Below are 18,821 nucleotides of genomic sequence, written 5' to 3' on the forward strand. Positions count from 1 at the left end.
GTGCCCGACTCCCCCGACGACCGCACGGAGTTCCTCCGCGGTCTCACCCTGCCCGCCGTCTTCCAGACTGCTGCGGACACCGCGCCGGACGCGGTCGCGCTGATCGACGGCGACCGGTCGTGGACGTGGCGCGAGTGGCGCTCGGACGTCGACGCGCTGGCCCGCGGGCTCCAGGAGCTCGGCGCCTGCGCCGGCGACGTGGTCGCGATACAGCTGCCGAACTGCTGGGAGCTCCTCACCCTCCACCTCGCCGTCGCCACCGCGGGAGCGGTGATGATGCCGATCCACCAGGGCAACGGCCCCGCCGACGTGCACGCCCTGCTCGACCGGGCGCAGCCCGTGGTGTTCGTACGGCAGAAGGCCGCCGCCGGCGAGTCCACCGCCGTGGACTACCTCCTGTCGGCGGTGCCGTCGCTGCGCGCCGTGCTGGTCGGCGGCGGGCGGGGCGAAGAACCGGGCGCGCTGTCGGTCGGCTGGCTCGCCGCGGCGTGGGCCGGGAGCGCTCCCCGCCCCGCCGATCTGCGGCCCGAGTCGCCGTTCGTGCTCATCCCTTCGTCGGGCACGACGTCGGCCCGGCCCAAGATCTGCCTGCACAACCATGACGGCCTGCTGTCGAACACCTACCACGTGGCCGAGGAGGGCGCAGACGCCTTCTCCGGCCCCGTCGTCACCGCCTGTCCGATGACGCACCTGTTCGGGCTCCAGGCGATGCACGCCGCGCTGTTCCGGGCGTGCCCGCAGGTGCTGCTGCGAAGCTGGGATCCGGCGGCCTTCTGCGACCTGGCCCGCGAGGTACGGCCCAGCCTCGTCTACGCCGTGCCGACCCAGCTCCACGACGTCGTGGCCGAACTCGCCGGCCGGGAGGGGCCCGCCGGTTTCTCACCGCGCGAGGTGCGGACGGCTGGAGCGGCGATCAGCGAGGCGCTGGCCGCCGACGTGCGGGCCGCGCTCGGCACGCGGCTCGTCGTGGTGTGGGGCATGTCGGAGGTCGGCACCGGCACGTGCACGCACGCGGCCGACCCCGCCGGTGTGGCGGCGCGTTCCATCGGGCGGCCCACGCGGGGCGCGAGCGTGCGCGTCGTCGACGAGGACGGCGCCGACTGCCCGCCCGGGGTGCCTGGGCGGTTCTGGTATCGCAGCCCCGGCATGTTCCTCGGTTACCACCGCGAGCCGGAGCAGACGGCGGAAGCCGTCACCGAGGACGGCTGGCTGCGCACCGGCGACATGGCGAGCCTCGGCCCCGACGGGCGCGTCTCCTTCCACGGGCGGTCGGCCGAGCTCATCAACGTCGGCGGGCGCAAGTTCAACGCGACCGAGATCCAGGACCTGCTGGCCGGCCTGCCCGGCATCGGCCCGCTCGCGGTGGTCGGCAAGCCGGACGACCGCCTCGGGGAATACCCCTGCCTGGTCGTCACCGACCGGGCGGGCCCGGCGGTGACCCTCGACGCCGTGACCGGATTCCTGCGGGAGCAGGGGGTAGCCGACTTCAAGATCCCGCTGGAGCTGGTCGTGCTTCCCGAGCTGCCCCGCACCTCGGTGGGCAAGCTGCACCGGCGCGCCCTTGAGGAGATGCTCGCCGCCGGCTCACCCGCCGCCGCGCCGGGAAGGGCGCGCCCGCGGCACCTGGCCGAGGCCCTCGACCTGGTGCGCACCTGCCTGGCCAGGGTGCTCGGCACCGGAGAGGCGCCCGTCGGGCCCGAGGAGGAGTTCCGCGGGCACGGCCTTGACTCGGTGCGCGCGATCCGGCTGCGGAACCTCCTCGCCGAGGCCACCGGACTGCCGCTGCCCGTGAGCCTCGCCTACGACCATCCGAGCCCGCTCGCCGTCGCCCGGGTGCTGGTCGGCCAGGTCGACCCGGCCGCCGCCCCCGCCGCCGCGCCCGTTCCCGACGAGCCGATCGCCGTCGTCGGCATGGCCTGCCGGCTGCCCGGCGGAGTGCACGGCCCGGGCGACCTGTGGCGCCTCCTCGCCGACGGCGGCGACGCGATCGGACCCTTCCCCGGCGACCGGGGCTGGGACCTGGCGCGGCTCCTCGGCGGCGACCTCGACCTGCCCGGCACCTCGGCCACCGGCGAAGGCGGCTTCCTCGACGACGCCGGGCACTTCGACGCCGGTTTCTTCGGCTTCTCCGACCGCGAGGCGCTCGCCACCGACCCCCAGCAGCGGCTGCTGCTGGAGACCGCCTGGGAGGCCCTGGAGGACGCCCGCATCGCACCCGGCTCGCTGCGCGGCAGCCGTACCGGGGTCTTCGCCGGGGCGATGTACCACGACTACGCCGCCGGCGCCGTCCCCGGCGACCTGGAGGGCCTCCTCGGCATCGGTACGGCGGGAGCCGCCCTGGCCGGGCGCGTCTCCTACACCTTCGGCTTCGAGGGCCCGGCCGTCACGCTGGACACCGCCTGCTCGTCGTCCCTGGTCGCCCTGCACCTGGCCTGCCGGTCGCTGCGGTCGGGCGAGTCGTCCCTGGCCCTGGCCGGCGGCGTCACCGTCATGGCGACCCCGGCGGCGTTCACCGGTTTCTCCCGGCTGCGGGGGTTGTCCCCGGGCGGCAGATGCCGGTCGTTCGCCGACGGGGCCGACGGCGCGGCCTGGTCGGAGGGCGTCGGGCTGGTCGTGCTCATGCGCCTGTCCGACGCGCTGCGCGACGGCCGCCGGGTGCTCGCCGTCGTGAAGGGAACCGCCGTCAACCAGGACGGCGTGTCGAACGGCCTCACCGCGCCCAACGGCTCCGCCCAGCGGCGCGTCGTCGAACTCGCCCTCGCCGACGCCGGGCTCGCGCCCGCCGACGTCGACGCGGTGGAGGCCCACGGCACCGGCACCGCGCTCGGCGACCCCATCGAGGCCCACGCCCTGATCGCCGCCTATGGGCGGGGCCGGGAGGAGCCGCTTCTGCTGGGGTCGGTGAAGTCGAACATCGGCCACACCCAGGCCGCCGCCGGCGTGGTCGGGGTCGTCAAGACGGTGCTGGCGCTCAGGCACGGCGTGCTCCCCCGGACGCTGCACGCCGACGTGCCCTCCCCGCACGTCGACTGGGCGGGCGGCGCCGTACGGCTCCTCACCGAGGCGCATCCATGGCCCAGACGGGCGGACCGGGTGAGGCGGGCGGGGGTGTCGTCGTTCGGGATCAGCGGCACCAACGCACACGTGATCCTGGAGGAGGCGCCGCCGGAGCCCGACCCCGCCGGCACGCCGCCGGCCGGGCCCGTCCCCTGGGTGTTGTCGGGGCGCGGCGAGCCCGCGTTGCGGGCGCAGGCCCGGCGGCTGGCCGCCTACGTCGCCGCGCACCCCGAGGTGTGCCCTCGCGACATCGCCTACTCGCTCGCCACCACCCGGGCCGTGCACGAACAGCGGGCCTACGTCGTGGGGGCCGATACCGCCGAGCTGCTGCCGGCGGTCACCGCGCTCGGCGAGGGCGGCGCGATCGTGCGGAGCGCGGTGCGGCGGGGGGCGCTCGCCCTGGTCTTCACCGGGCAGGGCAGCCAGCGGGCCGGGATGGGCCAGGGGCTCGCCCGGCGGTTCCCGGTGTTCCGGGCCGCGCTGGACGAGGTGTGCGGCGTGATGGACGGGCTGCTGGAGCGGCCCCTCAAAGAGGTCATGTGGGGCGGCTCCGGTCACGGGCTCGACCGCACGGAGTATGCCCAGCCCGCGTTGTTCGCCTTCGGGGTGGCGCTCTACCGCCTGGTCGAGTCCTTCGGCGTCGTGCCCGGCCGGCTCGTGGGGCACTCGGTCGGCGAGATCACCGCCGCGCACGTTTCCGGTGTGCTCTCCCTTCCCGACGCGTGCACCCTGGTCGCCGCGCGCGGCAGGCTGATGGGGGCGCTTGCGCCGGGTGGCGCGATGCTGGCGGTGCGGATGGGCGAGGACGACCTGGCGCCGTGGCTCACCGGCCAGGTGGCGATCGCGGCGGTGAACAGCCCGCGCTCCACCGTGCTCTCCGGGGCCGAGGCCCCCCTCACCGAACTCGCCGGCCGCCTGCGCGGCGCCGGTCACCGTGTCACCCGGCTTGCTGTCAGCCACGCCTTCCACTCGCCGCTGATGGACCCCATGCTGGCCGAGTTCCGCGAGATCGTGGAAGGGCTTGACCTGGCTTCGCCGTACACGCCCGTGGTGTCCTGCCTCACCGGCCTGCCGCTGACGGAGGCGGAGGCGCGGGATCCGGCCCACTGGGTGCGGCACGCCCGCGAGCCGGTGAGGTTCCGGGAGGCCGTGGAGCATCTGGCGGGTGACGACGTCTCCGCCTTCGTGGAGCTCGGGCCCGAGGCCGCGCTGACGCCGATGATCGGAGAGTGCCTGCCCGCTTCCGGGCCGGAGCTCATCGCGGCGGGCGGCGGCGCCGAGGCCGAGGAGGAACGGCACCTTCTGGGCGCGGTCGCACGGCTGCATCTGCACGGGGTGCCGGTCGAGTGGCGGGCGGTGCTGCCGCGGGCGCGGGCGGTGTCGCTGCCGACCTACGCTTTCCAGCGGACGCGCTACTGGCTCACCGCCGAACCGCGGACCGAGTACATCACAGCCGGCCCGGCGCCCGCCCTGGTGGGCGGCGACCTCGGCGACGAGGCGCTGCTTGACCTCGTGCTCCGGGAGACGCGCGGCGTGCTCGGCGGTCACTCCGGCCTCGCCGACGCGGCTCAGCCGTTCGCCGAGATGGGGGTCACCTCGGTCAACGCCATCGAACTGCGTGACCGCCTCATCGCCGCGACCGGGGTGCCGCTGCCCGCCACGCTGATCTACGACCACCCCACCCCCGCCGCTCTGGTCCGGTTGCTCCGCCGCCATCTGTCCGGTGCGGGGCAGGCGCCGCGGACCGCCGCGGACGTGGTGGCCGAACTCGACGCGCTGCTCACCTCCGGCGCCGAACTCGATCCGGACACGGCGGCGCGCCTCCGGGAGCTCGCCCGGCGTGGACGTCCCACCTCCGGCGGGTCGTCCGGCGGCTTCGACCTCGCCGCCGCGTCGGACGACGACCTGTTCCGCCTCGTCGACAGCCCCGGTGCGTAGCCGGTGCCCCTTGTCCCCCTCCATTCCCGGCCTCGGAGTTGATCGTGTGAGTTCGTCCGTGTTCGCACTGGACCATGACCGGGACACCGTGATCGAGGCGATCGACGTCGGAAAGGCGTACGGCCCGGTGCGTGCTCTCGACTCCGTGAGCCTGTGTGTCACCCGGGGCACCGTACTCGCTCTCCTCGGGCACAACGGCGCCGGCAAGACCACCTTGGTCGGCGTGCTCACCGCCGCGCTGCGGCCCACGTCGGGGCGTGCCCGGGTGGCCGGGTTCGACGTGACGCGGCAACCCTGGGAGATCCGGCGCCGGATCGGGGTCACCGGGCAGTACGCGTCGGTCGACGGCGGTTTGAGCGGGCGGGACAACCTGGTGCTGATCGGCAGGCTGCTCGGGGCGGGGCGGCGGGCCGCCGGGGAACGGGCCGACGAGCTGCTTGAGCTCTTCTCCCTCGGGCACGTCGCGGCACGGCGCAGCCGCACCTATTCGGGCGGTCTGCGGCGGCGCCTCGATCTGGCCGCCTCGCTTGTGGGGCATCCCGAGGTGCTCTTCCTCGACGAACCCACCACCGGGCTCGATCCGTCGAGCCGCCTCAATCTGTGGGAGATCGTGGCGAACCTCGTCAAGGACGGCACCACGGTGCTGCTCACCACGCAATATCTGGACGAGGCGGACCGGCTCGCCGACACCGTCACCGTGTTGTCGGCCGGATCGGTCATCGCCTCCGGCACGTCCGCCGAGTTAAAGGCCGCCGTCGGGCAGCGCACCGTGACCCTCACCCTGGGCAGCCCCGACGACGTGCCGGCCACCGCCGAGGCACTCCGCCGGGCCTCCATGGAGCCCGTGACGGACGCCGCCAACGCCGTCGTGGTCGTGCCCATCGGCGCGTCCAAGGACATCGCCGCCGTCGTCCGGGTGCTCGATCAGATCGGAGTGGAGGCCGCAGAACTGTCCTTCGGCGAACCCACGCTCGACGACGTCTACCTCACCCTCGCCGGGCACACCTCCCCGGCCCTTCACACCCTGGGACGGGACGCATGAACCAGATGGTCGCCGGGCGGCGGGGCAGCTCGGTCTTCCTTCAGGTGCGGATCCTGACCGGCCGCTCCCTGCGTTCCCTGGCCGTCGACCCGGGGGTCATCCTGTTCGGTCTGCTTCAGCCGGTGATCATCCTGTTCGTGCTCACCCAGGTGTTCAGCAAGATGGGGCCGCCGCCGCACTTCCCCAAGGGCATCTCCTACCTCGACTTCGTGCTGCCCGCCGTGCTGGTGGACAACGCCATCCAGTCGGCGGTGCAGTCGGGCATCGGGCTGGTCGACGACATGAAGAACGGCATCGTGCCCCGGCTCCGCAACCTGCCCATCGCGCAGAGTTCACTGCTGGTCGCGCGGAGCATGGTCAACCTTGTGCGCAGTGCCGTACAGGCGCTCGTCATCATGGTGCTGGCGCTCACCTTGCTCGGCTACTCGCCGCGTGGGGGGGCGGCGCAGGTCGTGGGGTCGGTGGCGTTGACGCTGTTCATCAGCTGGGCGCTCGGGTGGGCGTTCATCGCGGCGGGGGCGTGGCTGCGGCGGGCCGAGCCGATGCAGAACCTCGCGTTGATCGCGGTGCTGCCGATGTTGTTCGCGTCGAGCGCGTATGTGCCGGTGGCGGACCTGCCGCCGTGGCTCGCCGCCGTGGCCCAGGTCAACCCGCTGACGCACGCGATCGACGCGACGCGGGCCCTGGCGTTGGGGGTGCCGGGGGTGGAGGCGGTGGCGCCCGCGCTGCTGGTGGGCGGGGGGATCGCGGTGGTGGGGGCGGTGCTGGCGGTGATGGGGTTCCGTCGGCCGCTGCCGGCCAGCGGGGGTTAAGTCAGGTCGTCCCAGCTCCAGGGAGGTGCGGGGGTGCCGTCGGGTTCCCGGCCGAAGTGGAAACGTCCGGGGGCTTCGATGTGTTTGAGGAACAAAGGGAACATTTTGCCCGCGGGGAGGCGTGCGATCAGGTCCGCGGCGAGTTCGTGCTCCTCGATGTGGCGAAGGGCAGCGACCAGTCCGTCAGCGTGGTGCATGTGCTCGAGGGGAAGGCTCGCGGCGGCACGGAGAAGCAGTGTGACGCTCTCCCGCTTCAGACCTTGTCCCGTCAACCATGCCACGAGCGCGAACACGCCGTGCCAGGTGTCAGGCGCCGCCTTCTCGACCGTGCGCCGTGCCAGTGCGGTGCCCTCATCACGGGTGTCTACCCACCACATATCCCCCAGCAATGCGGTCACGCTGTGGAGGTCGTCGAGGGAGGCATACGCGGCCGCGCGTCCGGCCAGTGCCACGACCTGCTCTTCGGCTCCGAGCTGTTGCAGTCCGCGCAACAATCTGCCCACTTTGGCGCAGTCGTCAACGGCGACTCGCGCCGCAGGATCACGAGCCAGCACGGCGGCGATCTGGTCGTCTCCCTCCACCGCGTGCAGGGCCGTCAACAACGAGTTCACCTCATCGGGGTCGTCCAGGGAGGGCTCGGCGCCGGAAAGGCGTGCGAGCAGCGTGACGACCTGCTGGTGCGCCTCCGCTCTTCGCAGGTCAAGGAGCAGCCGGGCGACGTCGCCCACGTGGTCGACGGACACATGAGCCGCCGGATCGCGGGCCAGCAACGCAGCCGTCAACGACGTCAGCCCTAAGAGCTCCAGTTCGTAGAGCACGCCGGACACCTGTCGCGCGTTGTCGAGGGGCATGTACGTCACGGCGTACTCGGCCAGCATGTCGCACCGTTGCGCCGGCTCCGCCTCGTACAACCTCCTAAGCAGTGCGGGGAAATCAGCCGCCCGATTCGTCATGACGTAAGCACTGACACATTCGGTTAGCCCATAAAGAAAACTGCCCATTTGCGCCAGACCGCAGAGCAACTCGGCCGCGCCACGGTGCGATCCATGGGCCGTCACATGCCGGGCCGCGCGTTCGATCAGGGTCGCCGCCTGGTCATGCGCTCCCAGCGAGTGCACAAAGGCCAGCAACTCGCCCGCGCTCTGCAGGTCGTCGAGGAACACATGCGATGCCGGGCTGCGGGCCAGCAGCACGTTGGCGAATTCAGCCAGTTCCGCCTCTTGCAGCAGGGCCAGAAGGGCGCACACATGCGAGGCACTGCCCAGCGACGTGCCCACGGCGACTCGCTCGGCCAGCGTGACGAGCTGTTCCCGTGTGCCTGAGCGCATGACGACACCCAGCAACTCCGCCATGTCGTCCCGGTCGTGCCCGTCATGGAAGTAGAGGTGGCCGGCACACTTCGCCACCAGCTCGATCGCTCGATCATCCCCCGATCTCCGCAGGTCGTCGAGGAGAGCGACCATGTCCAGCCGATCACGGCGAGCCGCGTCCGAGGCGGCACGCTCCACCAGCGCGGCGATCTCATCGTGCTCGCCCGCCGACAGCAGCGCCTGCAGGATGTTCGACACCGCCGGGGACCGGTCGTCCAGACGGACACCCGCTGCGGCGCGCCTCGCCAGAAGTACGGCTTGCGCCTGCGCGCCCAACGCCCTCAGGGTGGCGAAAAGATCGATCACGGCGTATGGTCCGTCCAGCCCGGCCTTCGCACCCGGATCCCGCGACAGAAGCACCTCGATCTGCCCGTCCGCCTTTGCATCCCGCAACGCGAGCAGGAGGGCACTCACCCCACGGGCGTCACCGAGTGAGATTCGGGTGGCGGCCCACCGGGCGGGGCGGTCGTCGGCGGGGCCGAGATCGTGCATGACTCGGACGAGTCGTGCGGCGGCCACGGCGTCTCCATGGGCGGCGGCGGTTCGCCACATCTGCGCCGCGTCGCGATACAGACCGCAATCGTAGGCCGATTGCGCCAGACGAGGCAGATCGGCCCGGTCGGCGTGTGCGGCGGACGCGATCCAGAAGCCGACGGGCGGCACCTCCGCCTCCCGAAGCCTGCGACCGAACTGCTCCAGATAGTCGGCCAGCCGATAACCCGGCCCATCCCCCGTCGTGATCGGCGAGCCGTGCCGGGGTGAGCGCGGCGATCGGACGGGCGTCGAACGCATGCGGGTCAGCATGCCGGGGATGCCGTTGCAGGGGACGGCGAGATAGCTCAACGCCTCCTCCAGCCAGTTGTCCCCGGCCTGCTGCCACTGCGCGTCCGTCAGATAGTCGGGGGCGGCCTCCGCCAAGAGCATCAACGGGATGTACGGCCCGCACCCGAGGCGCCGGGCGTCCATGGCGACGTGGATCACGGCCTGGGTCGCCGGGGTGGCGTCCTGGTAGCGATCCGTCAGGACGGGGGCTCCGGCGAGATACTGGGTGATCCGACCCTCCGCGGCATAGCCGGCGGCCTCGTGGAGTCTGGGGTCGGCATCCGCCAGTTCGGAGAGGACGGACAGGTCGATGTCGGTGAATGCGTCGGGAATCTTGATCTTGTGGTCGACCAGCAGTTCCCTGGCCTGCCTGTAGGGGCCGCCCTCGGCGAGACCGCCCTTGTGGATGCCGTCCCGGTCGGTCAGGGCACGCCAGTGGTCGGGCCACAGGGTGGCCAGCACCAGCACGGGGGCGCGTGCAGGGTCGTTCAGCAGCTCTCGAAGTCCTGCGGCCACCCGTTCGCCCAGCACCGGATGGGTGAGATAGTCCTGCGCCTCGTTCAGCCAGACCACAGTGTGCGGACCGACCCGAGACAGGCCGGCCAGTGCGGCCTCCGGCCGGGTCGGGTTGATGGGATGCCACAACCTCCACGGCCGGGCCGACCGGCGCAGCGGCGCGAGCGCCTCCCAGCAGGCCCGCGTCTTGCCCGTTGACGAGCCGCCCACCAGCACCGCGATCCGGCTGGCGCCCGCCTCGGCCTCGTTCACCACCTGCTCAAGCTCAAGGTCGTGCGCACGGCGGACGTAGAGCGGCAACACACTCTGCCCGCCGGGCCCGGGGTCACCGCGCAGGGCGGTGATGGCACGGTGTACCTCCAGGTTCAACGCCTGCGCGGGATCCTCGATCGCCGGCAAGGGCCTGCCCGGTGGCTTACCAGGTGCGGCAGACCCCTCGGCGGACGGCCCTTCCCCGGGCGTTCGGCCCTCCTCCGGGGATCGGTCCTCGGAACCGGCGGGAGACACTGCGGCGATCCCCCTTTGTCGACGTCGGAGCGGCGTCCGGTCCGACACTCGGACACGCTCGTGAGCAGGCTTCGACGTCGATTGTCGCCGCTACAGATCTCGAACGCGTCGATATGGGGGTGATGTGTCCCTCTTAGCCGGCGCCATCGGTCACCGGGCTCCCCCAACGCAGCCGAATTTCCTCCTGCCTGGCGCCATCGGTCACCGGGCCTCGCCGCCCCGGGCGTAGTAAAGGTTGCGGATCAGGCCGACCTCGGAGACGTTCTTGGTCAGCTCGACGGTGACCCAGCCCGCGACGTCGGCCAGCCGCATGCCCTGGCCCCATGGGAGGGTGGCGGTGCGGTCGGTGGAGTCGAGGTCGGCGTCGGTGAGGTCGGCGAGGTGGGCGCGCCAGTCGTCGTGGAGGCCGCGCAACCAGTCGACGGTGGCGGGCACCGAGCCGGGCCAGGTGATCTCCTCGCGCGCGGGGGCCCCCGAGCCGAAGCAGTGGCCGATGGTGGTCGTCCACCAATAGCCGATATGCCAGGTGACCCAGCCGATGGTGAGCGCCGGCACGGGGTCGGGCTCCTGGTCGCTGTAGTCGGCGATCCAGCGGCCCTCGGCGTCGGGGCGCACCGTCCAGCAGTGCGGGGCAGGTTCCCAGAGGCAGACCCGCTCGTCGAGGTCCTTACCGAGGTGATAGTCGAACAGGGCCCAGGCGATGTCGAGCTGGCGGGTGAGAAGGTCAACACGTGGTGCAGTCACGCGCGCAAGCCTGCCAGCGGCCGGAGCGGCCGTGCCACCGGTTTTCCGTCGCCCGTGCGCCGCACCGGGAATGCACCGGGGGAATATCCCGGATTTCCCTTCGCGATTGACGGCATGTCATTTTTATGGCTACCATCGATTTCACAAGGGCCGGGTTTCACGGCCCTCCGAGGCACCAGGAGCGATGATGAACAGGGAGACGGCGGTCACGATGACCCGCTCGACCTGTGCCCTGGAAACCTCGGCCTGTTGTCGCGCCTGAGCAGCGGCTAGGTCTCCTTCACGTCGCACGACGCCTGTTCCCGCCGTCTTCCGGCGAGCCCCGCCGCCACACGGCACCCGCTTCTCCGCATTCCGCACAGCACCCATTTCCCCGCGTTCCGCGCAGCACCCATTTCACCGCGTTCCGCGGATATGCTTTCCATATCCCTAAAAGGTTTATTCCGCCATGCCGCAAACAATTTCGTCAATTCATGGATTCACCACTCTTGTCCACGCCCCTCAAGGGCCGATAATCGACGGCGAGCAAGCCGCCCTCGATGTGATCGGCGACGCCTGACCGGATTCACCCTCACGGCCGTGTGCCCGAGTGGCTCAGGGAACCGCCTGCAAAGCGGTCTACACCGGTTCGAATCCGGTCACGGCCTCCACACACCACCCGACCAAACCCACCCCCACGGCCGTGTGCCCGAGTGGCTCAGGGAACCGCCTGCAAAGCGGTCTACACCGGTTCGAATCCGGTCACGGCCTCCACACACCGGCCTCGTCCCACGCGGGCGGGGCCGGCACCCCTCTCCGAACAGGTCGTCGAGTCCGGAGAGCATAGTTTTCCCCGCCCCGGTCGTCTTTCCAAGGTGACATGGCAGGGAGGGCGAGTGGATCCCCGATGTGAAGCGGACTTCCGTCACTTCATCATCAGCAGGTCGGCGGCGTTGTTCCGTACCGCATATCTCCTGACCGGAGACCGGCACGCGGCCGAGGACCTGGTGCAGTCGGCGCTGGCGAAGACCGCTGCGAAGTGGTCCACCCTTCGCGACCCGACGGCGATCGAGGCATATGTCCGTCGTGCCATGTATCACGAGCAGGTGAGCCGGTGGCGGCGCCGCGGGCGGCTGACGGAGACGGCCATGGGGAACGTCCCCGATCACGCCGACGAGGGGCACGCCGACAGCGCCGACCTGCGGCTGACGATGCGTGCGGCGCTGTCCAGGCTGACGTCCCGGCAGCGGACCGTGCTCGTGCTGCGCTACTTCGAGGATTTGTCGGAGACCGAGATCTCCCACGTGCTCGGGATCGGCGTGGGATCGGTGCGCAGTCAGATCTACCGCTCGCTGGAGCGTCTGAAGAAGACCGCTCCGGAGTTGGACGCTGTGAGGGAACTGCAATGAACATCGAGGACCTGCTGCGCGAGACGTTTTCGGAGATGGCCTACGAGCAGGCCCCCCCTCCTCCCGACCGGTTTCTGCGACCTCGACCCGCGAGGTGGCACGCGGGCGGGCTGGTTCTGGCGGCGGCCGCGGCGGTAGCCGTACTGTCCGTCGGTTCCTTCGTGGTGGTGCAGCAGGCGTTTCCGAACGGGCGGCACGCGACCGGCACCTCGGAGGCCGCCCCCGTCGTGCGCCCGGTGGCGGAGATGTGGCCGGAGGCGGTGCGTGTGGTTCCGAAGCAGCTCCCCAACGGACAGGCCTTCACCCCGGTGCTTTATCTCGACAAACGAAGCCTGCTGGTAAGAACGGGCAAGGGAACCAGCAGGGACGCGACCGTCCTGTGGTCCTATGACCTCGCCTCGGGTACGGCGAAGCAGTTGGTGGACTTCCTCCCGCCACCGGACACGACCTACACCTCGCCGGTTGTCATGGGCGACGGATATCTGGCCTGGTGGACCATCTCCGGGGCCAGGACGTCATCGGTGAAGGGCATCTGGGTGGTGCCCGCGACCGGAGGGGTCGCCAGCAAGATCGCCACATCGGGCCGTGGTTTCCCCAGGCCGGCGGAGTCCGTGGTCGTGCCTTCTTCGGTGCTTGCGATGAGGGGCGTCGACACACTCGCCATCGCCGAGGGAAAGGTCGTGTGGTCGGACGCCGGGGGCGGCGGTGTCTTCACGATGCCCTTCGGCGGTGAGGTTCCTCAGCGCATGCCCGGGACCGAGACCCTCACACTGCTGCGGTGGCCGTGGGCGTACCCGTCGGGTTCTTCCAGTTCCGACATCACTTCGGTGCACAACCTGAAGACCGGTGAGGTGCGAACCGGCCCCGTGGACGCGTCGCTGCGGTGTTCGATCACCTGGTGCCTGGGACATCAGGCCGGGACCCGCCGCCGTGACGGGTCGGGGGCGCACGAGATGCCGGGGAAGCAAACTCTGGGGCCGCTCCTGCCGGCACTCGACAGGTTCGCCTTTCTCTGTGTGGACACCTATCGCCTTGTCCTCTACGACATGGCCACGCGGCGTGGCGGTGATCTCGGGATCACCGTCGGGCAGGCGATGAAAGCCAAGGTCCACTTCTTCCGGGGGGACGAGGTCGCCGAGCGCATGATGTCGTTGATCAGCTACGAGGCCGGGGGGCGGCAGGTGGTGGTGGATCTCACCGCCATCAAGTGACGCCGCCCCCATGTGCCCCTGGGGCACGCGTGAGGGCGGCCGGGGCAGGGTGCCCGGTGGCCGAGGAGGGGAGGTCATCGGGCACCGGGCACACGTCGGCCACGGGGCCTTCGTCTGCTCTCTGAACAGGTCAAACTCTGTTTGGTCCGAAGCCTCCGCGCCGAGGAGGACGCGCACGCCCGCCGGGAGCAGGCGTTAGTGTCGTGCCATGCCACATGCACTGATCAACGCTCGTGACGTCGAGGTGGAGTTAGGGGGCACCCCCGTCCTGCGTGGAGTCGATCTCACCGCGGCACCCGGCGAGATCGTCGCCGTCGTGGGTGAGAACGGCGCGGGCAAGTCGACGCTGCTGCGCTGCCTGGCGGGGCTGCATCCCCCGCTCGCCGGTCGCATCGACGTGCTCGACGCCCCGCCGGCCGACACACCCGCGTTCTGGCGGGACGTCGCCCTGGTCGGCGACGAACCGGCCTGGTATCCGGGGCTCAGCACCAGAGAGCACCTGGAGCTGATGGAGGCTGTGCACTCGCGTGCCCGCCTGACGGTCGACGAGGCGCTCGCGGAGTTCGAGCTTGCAAACCGCGCGGACCTGGCGCCGCTGACGCTCTCCACGGGCCAGCGGCAGCGGCTTTCGCTCGCCATGGCGCTGCTCAGGCCCAGCCGGCTTCTGCTGCTGGACGAGCCGGAACGCGGGCTCGACGAGGGGTTCCGCGAGCGGCTCGCGGAGACCCTGAGCGCCTATGCCCGCGAGGGCGGTGCGGTGGTCATGGCGACACACGACATGAGGCTCGCGCGGCACACCGGGGCACGGGTCGTCACCCTGGAGGCCACACCGTGAATTCTGTGCGATCCAGGAAACGGCGCGGCCGTCCCAGTGTGCGCCCTGTCATCGGGGAGGAGACGTCATGAACCCGGCGCGTGCCTATCTGCGTTCCAAGCGCGGGGAGCCGATGGGCTGGACCGAGCGTTACAGTCTGCTCTTCGGTGTGGGCCTGGCCGTCATGCTCGGCGGGCAGCAGATCACCGACGCTCTCGAAGGGCTGGTGCGGCAGGCCGATCCGGGGCGGGCCGCCGCGGGACTGGCGTTGGCCGCCGCGGGCTATGTGGGGTTCCTCGCTCTCGCGCGTGCGATCGGCCCCGTGGTGCTGCCGGCGGCCGATGCCGCCTGGCTGGCGTTGTCGCCGTTGCCGCGCCGGTCGGTGCTGGGCAGGAGTGCGATGGTGCTGCTGGCCGTGGCGACGGCGGGCGGGCTGGTGTTCGGGCTGGCGCTGCTCTCGGCGGCCGGGGCTCCGGACAAACTGGTGCTGCGCCTCACCGGGGCGCTGGTGCTCGGGGTGGGGGCCGCGGTCGGCGGGATGGCCATGGCCGTCCTCGGCCAGGGCTCGCACTCGTGGGATTCGTGGCTGCTGGGGCTGATCGCGGCCGGCACGGCGTTAGCTGTGCTCATGGCGGTGTACGGCGGGGACATCGCCGCGCGGCTCGCCGGTGCGCCCGCCGAGTGGGCGGCGGCTCTGGCGGGGCTGGTCGCGGCATGTGCGGCGCTGCTCGCGCGGAAGGCGTGGGCGGCGCTCGACCGGGTGCCGGCGCGCGGCCTGATGCGCTCGTCGGCCCGGATGGGGCGGGCGGCGTCGGCCGCCGCGATGATGGACCCGGGCATGCTGACCTGGGCCGCCGAGGACAACCACTGGCGTGGCCGCGCCGTACGCTCGCGGCGGTGGCCGGTGCGCGGCGGTGCGGTGGCGACGGCGTGGCAGGAGTGGCGGCGGCTGGGGCGGCGTCCGGGGCGGCTCGCCCTGCTCTACGGCGCGGCCGTGCTGCCGGCCGTGGCCGCGCAGGCCGGTGGCGGGTTGTCGGTGTTCGCGGTCGGTGTGCTGCTGTGCGGCGCGATGACGGCTGCCGCGATCTGCACGACGGGTGCCCGCCGCGACGGGGACAATCCCTCGCTGGCGCGGCTTCTCGCGGGTGATCCGCGCAGGGTGATGGGGGCTCGTGCCGTACTTCCCGGGGTGATGGCGGCGACGTGGCTGCTGTTCGCGCTGGGCGGGCTGGCCCTGGCCGGGGCGCTGCCGGGTGTGCCGTGGTGGCTGATCGGGCCGCTCGCCGCCCCCGCGCTGGCCGCGGCGGCGCTGCGCATGGCGGGGCGGGGGCCGATCGACCACTCGTTGCCCGTCATTCAGACGCCTGGGGGCCCGCTCCCGATGGGAGTGATGATCTGGGCGGGCAAGGGTGTCGATCTCGCGTTGGTGGGCTGTGCGCCGCTGCTGGTGCTGCCGCTCTTTCCCTCGGCGAGTCCGGCGCCGTTCCTCCTCACCCAGGCCGTGGCCGGGCTGGGGGTGCTCGCCGTCTTCGTGCTGCGGTCGGGTGGTCGCGGAGCGCGCGTCCGGCTCACATGACGGTGTGCGGGCGGCTGGGCCCCTCCGCCACCGCCGCCCGCGCACGCCTCGGGTGCCGCGAAGTGCCGGTGGACACGGGCCTCGGCCCCTCCCCCACCGGCCTCACCTCAGGCCACCGGGGCCGCCGGCGCTGCGGAGGGCGGACTCCAGGCGGTCGCGGGTCTCGGTCAGGGCCGCCAGGCGGTCGTTGAGGGCGGCGAGGCGGTCGGCGGCGATGCGCAGGCCCTGCGCGGAGGGCGGGGCGCCAGCGACGTCGCCGTCGAGGCAGGGGAGGAAGGCGCGGACGTCGTCGAGGGTGAGTCCGACGGCGAGCAGGTGGCGGATGTTGCGCACGCGGACCACGGTGTGCTCGCCGTAGACGCGGTAGCCGTTGGAGGCGCGCTCGGAGGTGATCAGACCGGCCTGCTCGTAGTGGCGCAGGGCACGGGGCGTGGTGCCGGTGGCCTTGGCCACGTCGCCGATCCGCACCCGCCCCACCTCCGTAGCCTCCGTCAGGCGATCACCGCCCCGCCGTCGACCGGCAGCACGACGCCTGTGACGAACGAGGCGGCGGGTGCGGCGAGCTGTGTGATGGCCCAGGCTACCTCCTCGGGGCGGCCGATCCGGCCCGCCGGGGTCTTGGCGATCTGCCACGACCGCACCTGGGCCTTCTGCTCGGGGGTCAGGCCCTGGTGGTCGCCGATGGGGGTGTCGATCGCGCCGGGCGCGACGGCGACGACGCGCACGCCGCGGGGTGCGAGTTCGACGGCCCAGCTGCGGGTAAGCAGCTCCAGCGCGGTCTTGGTGGCGGCGTAGACGGGGTTGCCGGGCCAGGCGCGCTGCCCCACAGAGGTGGTGACGTTGACGACGACACCTCGCGCCTCGGCGAGGTACGGCAGAGCCGCCTGGGTCAGCATGATCGGGGCGATGAGGTTGGTGGTGATCTGGGGGTTGAGCGTGTCGGGGGTGTAGGTGCCGAGGCCGCCGGCGCCGACGACGCCGGCGTTGTTGACCAGCACGTCGAGCCTGCCGTGCAGGTCGAGGGCGGCACGCACGATCCGCTCGGGTTCGCCGCCGCCGGTGATGTCGGCCGTCAGAGGTGTGATCCGGTCGTGGCCGGCGGCGGTGGCGGCGAGCGGCTCGGCCCGCCGCCCGATGGCGAGCACGTGGGCGCCTTCAGCGGCGAAGGCGCGGGCGGTCGCGCGGCCGATGCCGGTGCCGGCCCCGGTGACGGCGACGACTCGGGTGGTGGTGTTGTGGCTCATGCCGTACAGGGTGCAAGCCTGACGCAGGCGTCAAGGTCAAGCGGTGTCTGTCGTCGCGGCGGAATGATGCGGGCACGCGGTGGTGGCGGGCGCGGGCCGGTCGGCCGGCGGGGTGGTGCGGCGGATCAGGCGCACCCGGGCGTCGGCGGGGGCGAGGCTGGCCTTCATCCGGGGGCGCAGCGGGCCGGTGGAGAGAGGGGCGAGGCGCCAGCGCGCGGCGATGGTGGCGAGGGTCAGCACGGCCTCCGTCAGGGCGAAGTTGTCGCCGATGCATTTGCGTGCGCCGTGGCCGAAGTGGAAGAGCCGGTCGGCGCCGGAGGCGCGGCCGGTGTCGTTGAGCCAGCGTTCGGGCCGGAAGCGTCCGGGGTCGGGGTGGTAGTCGGGGCGGTGGTGGAGCACGTAGGAGCTGAAGATCAGTACGGTGCCCTCGGCCAGGCGGTGGCCGCCGAGTTCGGTGTCCTCGGTCGCCTGCCGCATCTGCATCCACCCGGCGGGATACATCCGCAGCGCCTCGACGAGCACCGCCCGGGTGTAGGGCAGGTGCGGCAGGTCGTCGAAGACGGCGGTGCGGTCCCCCAGCACGGCAGCCGCCTCCTCGGCGATCCTGTGCTGCGCCTCTGGGGTGCGGGCGAGCAGGAGCATGGCCCAGCTCAGCGTGGTGGCGGTGGTCTCGATGCCGGCCATGAACAGCGTGGTGACCTCGTCGCAGATCTCGTCGTCTGTGAGCGGGCGGCCGTCGTCGTCGCGGGCGGCCAGCAGCATCGACAGCAGGTCGCCGCGGTCGGTCCCCTCGCGCCGGTAGGCGGTGGTGAAGTCGCCGGTGATCTGGCGGATCCTGACGCGGGCCCGCTCGTAGCGCCGCACCGCGGGCAGCGGGAGGCGGTTCAGCGGGGCCGGGAGGAGCACGCGGGGCACCAGGCCCCGGACGATGTGGTCGATCGCCTGGTTGAGTTCGGCCAGGACGGACTCGGTGGAGGCGGCGAACAGCGTGCGGGCGACGTTCGTGGCGGCCAGCTCCAGCATGCGGTCGAAGGTGTCGATCACCTGGCCGTCACGCCAGTTCGCGAGCTCGGCGCCGATCCGTTCGGACATGACCTCGGCGTAGCCGGGGAAGCGGTCGCGGTGGAAGGCGGGCTGGAGCATGCGCCGCTGCCGGCGGTGGCCGGGGCGCATCACGGTGCCGATGCCTTGGCCCATGAACTCGCGCACACGCTCGTTGAGGGGTCCGCCTTTGTCGAAGACCCGGTCGTTCAGCAGCATTTCGCGCAGCAGGCCGGCGTCGCAGACCACCAGGGCGCGGACCGGGCCGAGCCGCACCCAGACCAGGTCGCCGCTGCCGGGGAGCGAGCGCAGGAAGGCCAGGGGGTCGGCCGCCAGACGCCCGAGGTGGCCGAGCAGGGGCAGGGCTCCGGGGGCGGTGCCGGCGGTGGCGCGTCTGGCGGTGGGAGCATGCTGGGGGGCCGGGTCCATGTGCTTCTCCCAGGGGGTGGAGGGGCTTGGCACCATTTCATGTTTGCCCGGCTTAGGTGAACGACACAACCGCCCAGGCAGAGTATGTCTGGACCGTTACCGAATATGTCTGGAACATAAATGGCTTTATCCCGAAAAATGGCGCTCACGGGGCGATTGTCGCGATTTAACGCGAGGTAACGGTCGAGCCGTCTTCGACGGAACAGGCCACGTTAATCGGTGCGCGTGTGAGGCGGTGCTCCGTACCCCCCGCACCGGAAAAGGCCCGCCCCGCCGGAAGCGGCGGGGCGGGCCCTCGGTTATTGACGGC

General features: G+C 71.9%; 12 protein-coding genes and 2 tRNA genes. 9 read left to right on the top strand and 5 right to left on the bottom strand.

Features of this window, described 5'->3' with window-relative positions; translation table 11 throughout:
- Genes Ssi02_RS32540 through Ssi02_RS32550 form a run of 3 tightly spaced genes read left to right on the top strand, consistent with a single transcriptional unit; the run spans window position 1 to window position 6,849 of the window.
- Window positions 1–4,995, top strand: a complete 4,995-nt coding sequence (locus tag Ssi02_RS32540; RefSeq protein ID WP_204031414.1) for a type I polyketide synthase — start codon at window positions 1–3, stop codon at window positions 4,993–4,995.
- Between the two features lie 46 nt (window positions 4,996–5,041).
- On the top strand, window positions 5,042–6,037 hold the full coding sequence (locus tag Ssi02_RS32545) for an ATP-binding cassette domain-containing protein (RefSeq protein ID WP_239130195.1): 996 nt from the start codon (window positions 5,042–5,044) through the stop codon (window positions 6,035–6,037).
- The gene (locus Ssi02_RS32550; protein WP_204031415.1) at window positions 6,034–6,849 is read left to right on the top strand and encodes an ABC transporter permease; all 816 of its coding nucleotides are present in this window, start codon (window positions 6,034–6,036) and stop codon (window positions 6,847–6,849) included. Before Ssi02_RS32545 ends, Ssi02_RS32550 begins: the two co-directional genes overlap by 4 nt.
- On the opposite strand, the gene Ssi02_RS32555 is transcribed toward Ssi02_RS32550, so the two are convergent.
- Both Ssi02_RS32555 and Ssi02_RS32560 read right to left on the bottom strand, forming a co-directional pair.
- A complete protein-coding gene (locus Ssi02_RS32555) occupies window positions 6,846–9,956 on the bottom strand; it encodes a hypothetical protein (RefSeq protein WP_204031416.1) in 3,111 nt (1,036 codons plus the stop codon). The genes Ssi02_RS32550 and Ssi02_RS32555 overlap by 4 nt on opposite strands.
- A gap of 309 nt (window positions 9,957–10,265) precedes the next feature.
- Window positions 10,266–10,808 carry a DinB family protein gene (locus Ssi02_RS32560; protein ID WP_204031417.1) on the bottom strand — a complete coding sequence of 181 codons (543 nt, stop codon included), beginning with the start codon at window positions 10,806–10,808 and terminating at the stop codon, window positions 10,266–10,268.
- A gap of 575 nt (window positions 10,809–11,383) precedes the next feature.
- Here Ssi02_RS32560 and Ssi02_RS32565 point away from each other — a divergent pair.
- From Ssi02_RS32565 to Ssi02_RS32590, 6 genes are all read left to right on the top strand, one after another.
- Window positions 11,384–11,458, top strand: a tRNA-Cys gene (locus tag Ssi02_RS32565).
- A gap of 28 nt (window positions 11,459–11,486) precedes the next feature.
- A tRNA-Cys gene (locus tag Ssi02_RS32570) sits at window positions 11,487–11,561 on the top strand.
- 122 nt (window positions 11,562–11,683) lie between these two features.
- Window positions 11,684–12,196 carry a SigE family RNA polymerase sigma factor gene (locus tag Ssi02_RS32575; protein ID WP_204031418.1) on the top strand — a complete coding sequence of 171 codons (513 nt, stop codon included), beginning with the start codon at window positions 11,684–11,686 and terminating at the stop codon, window positions 12,194–12,196.
- Window positions 12,193–13,407 (top strand): hypothetical protein, encoded by a 1,215-nt coding sequence (locus tag Ssi02_RS32580; protein WP_204031419.1) that lies wholly within the window; start codon window positions 12,193–12,195, stop codon window positions 13,405–13,407. The genes Ssi02_RS32575 and Ssi02_RS32580 overlap by 4 nt, the downstream gene beginning before the upstream one ends.
- A gap of 208 nt (window positions 13,408–13,615) precedes the next feature.
- Window positions 13,616–14,242 carry a heme ABC exporter ATP-binding protein CcmA gene (gene ccmA, locus Ssi02_RS32585; RefSeq protein ID WP_204031420.1) on the top strand — a complete coding sequence of 209 codons (627 nt, stop codon included), beginning with the start codon at window positions 13,616–13,618 and terminating at the stop codon, window positions 14,240–14,242.
- A 67-nt stretch (window positions 14,243–14,309) separates the two neighbouring features.
- The gene (locus Ssi02_RS32590; RefSeq protein WP_204031421.1) at window positions 14,310–15,797 is read left to right on the top strand and encodes a DUF6297 family protein; all 1,488 of its coding nucleotides are present in this window, start codon (window positions 14,310–14,312) and stop codon (window positions 15,795–15,797) included.
- Window positions 15,798–15,899: 102 nt separating this feature from the next.
- Here Ssi02_RS32590 and Ssi02_RS32595 read toward each other — a convergent pair whose 3' ends face one another.
- From Ssi02_RS32595 to Ssi02_RS32605, 3 genes are read right to left on the bottom strand one after another with little or no spacing between them, the layout of a single operon-like run.
- Complete coding sequence (locus Ssi02_RS32595; RefSeq protein ID WP_204031422.1) at window positions 15,900–16,265, bottom strand: MerR family transcriptional regulator; 366 nt, start codon at window positions 16,263–16,265, stop codon at window positions 15,900–15,902.
- Between the two features lie 23 nt (window positions 16,266–16,288).
- On the bottom strand, window positions 16,289–17,041 hold the full coding sequence (locus Ssi02_RS32600; protein WP_204031423.1) for an SDR family NAD(P)-dependent oxidoreductase: 753 nt from the start codon (window positions 17,039–17,041) through the stop codon (window positions 16,289–16,291).
- Between the two features lie 36 nt (window positions 17,042–17,077).
- Window positions 17,078–18,511, bottom strand: coding sequence for a cytochrome P450 (locus Ssi02_RS32605; RefSeq protein ID WP_204031424.1), 1,434 nt, complete (start codon window positions 18,509–18,511; stop codon window positions 17,078–17,080).
- Between the last annotated feature and the right edge of the window lie 310 nt (window positions 18,512–18,821).

The organism is Sinosporangium siamense (assembly GCF_016863435.1).
Lineage (GTDB): Bacteria > Actinomycetota > Actinomycetes > Streptosporangiales > Streptosporangiaceae > Sinosporangium > Sinosporangium siamense.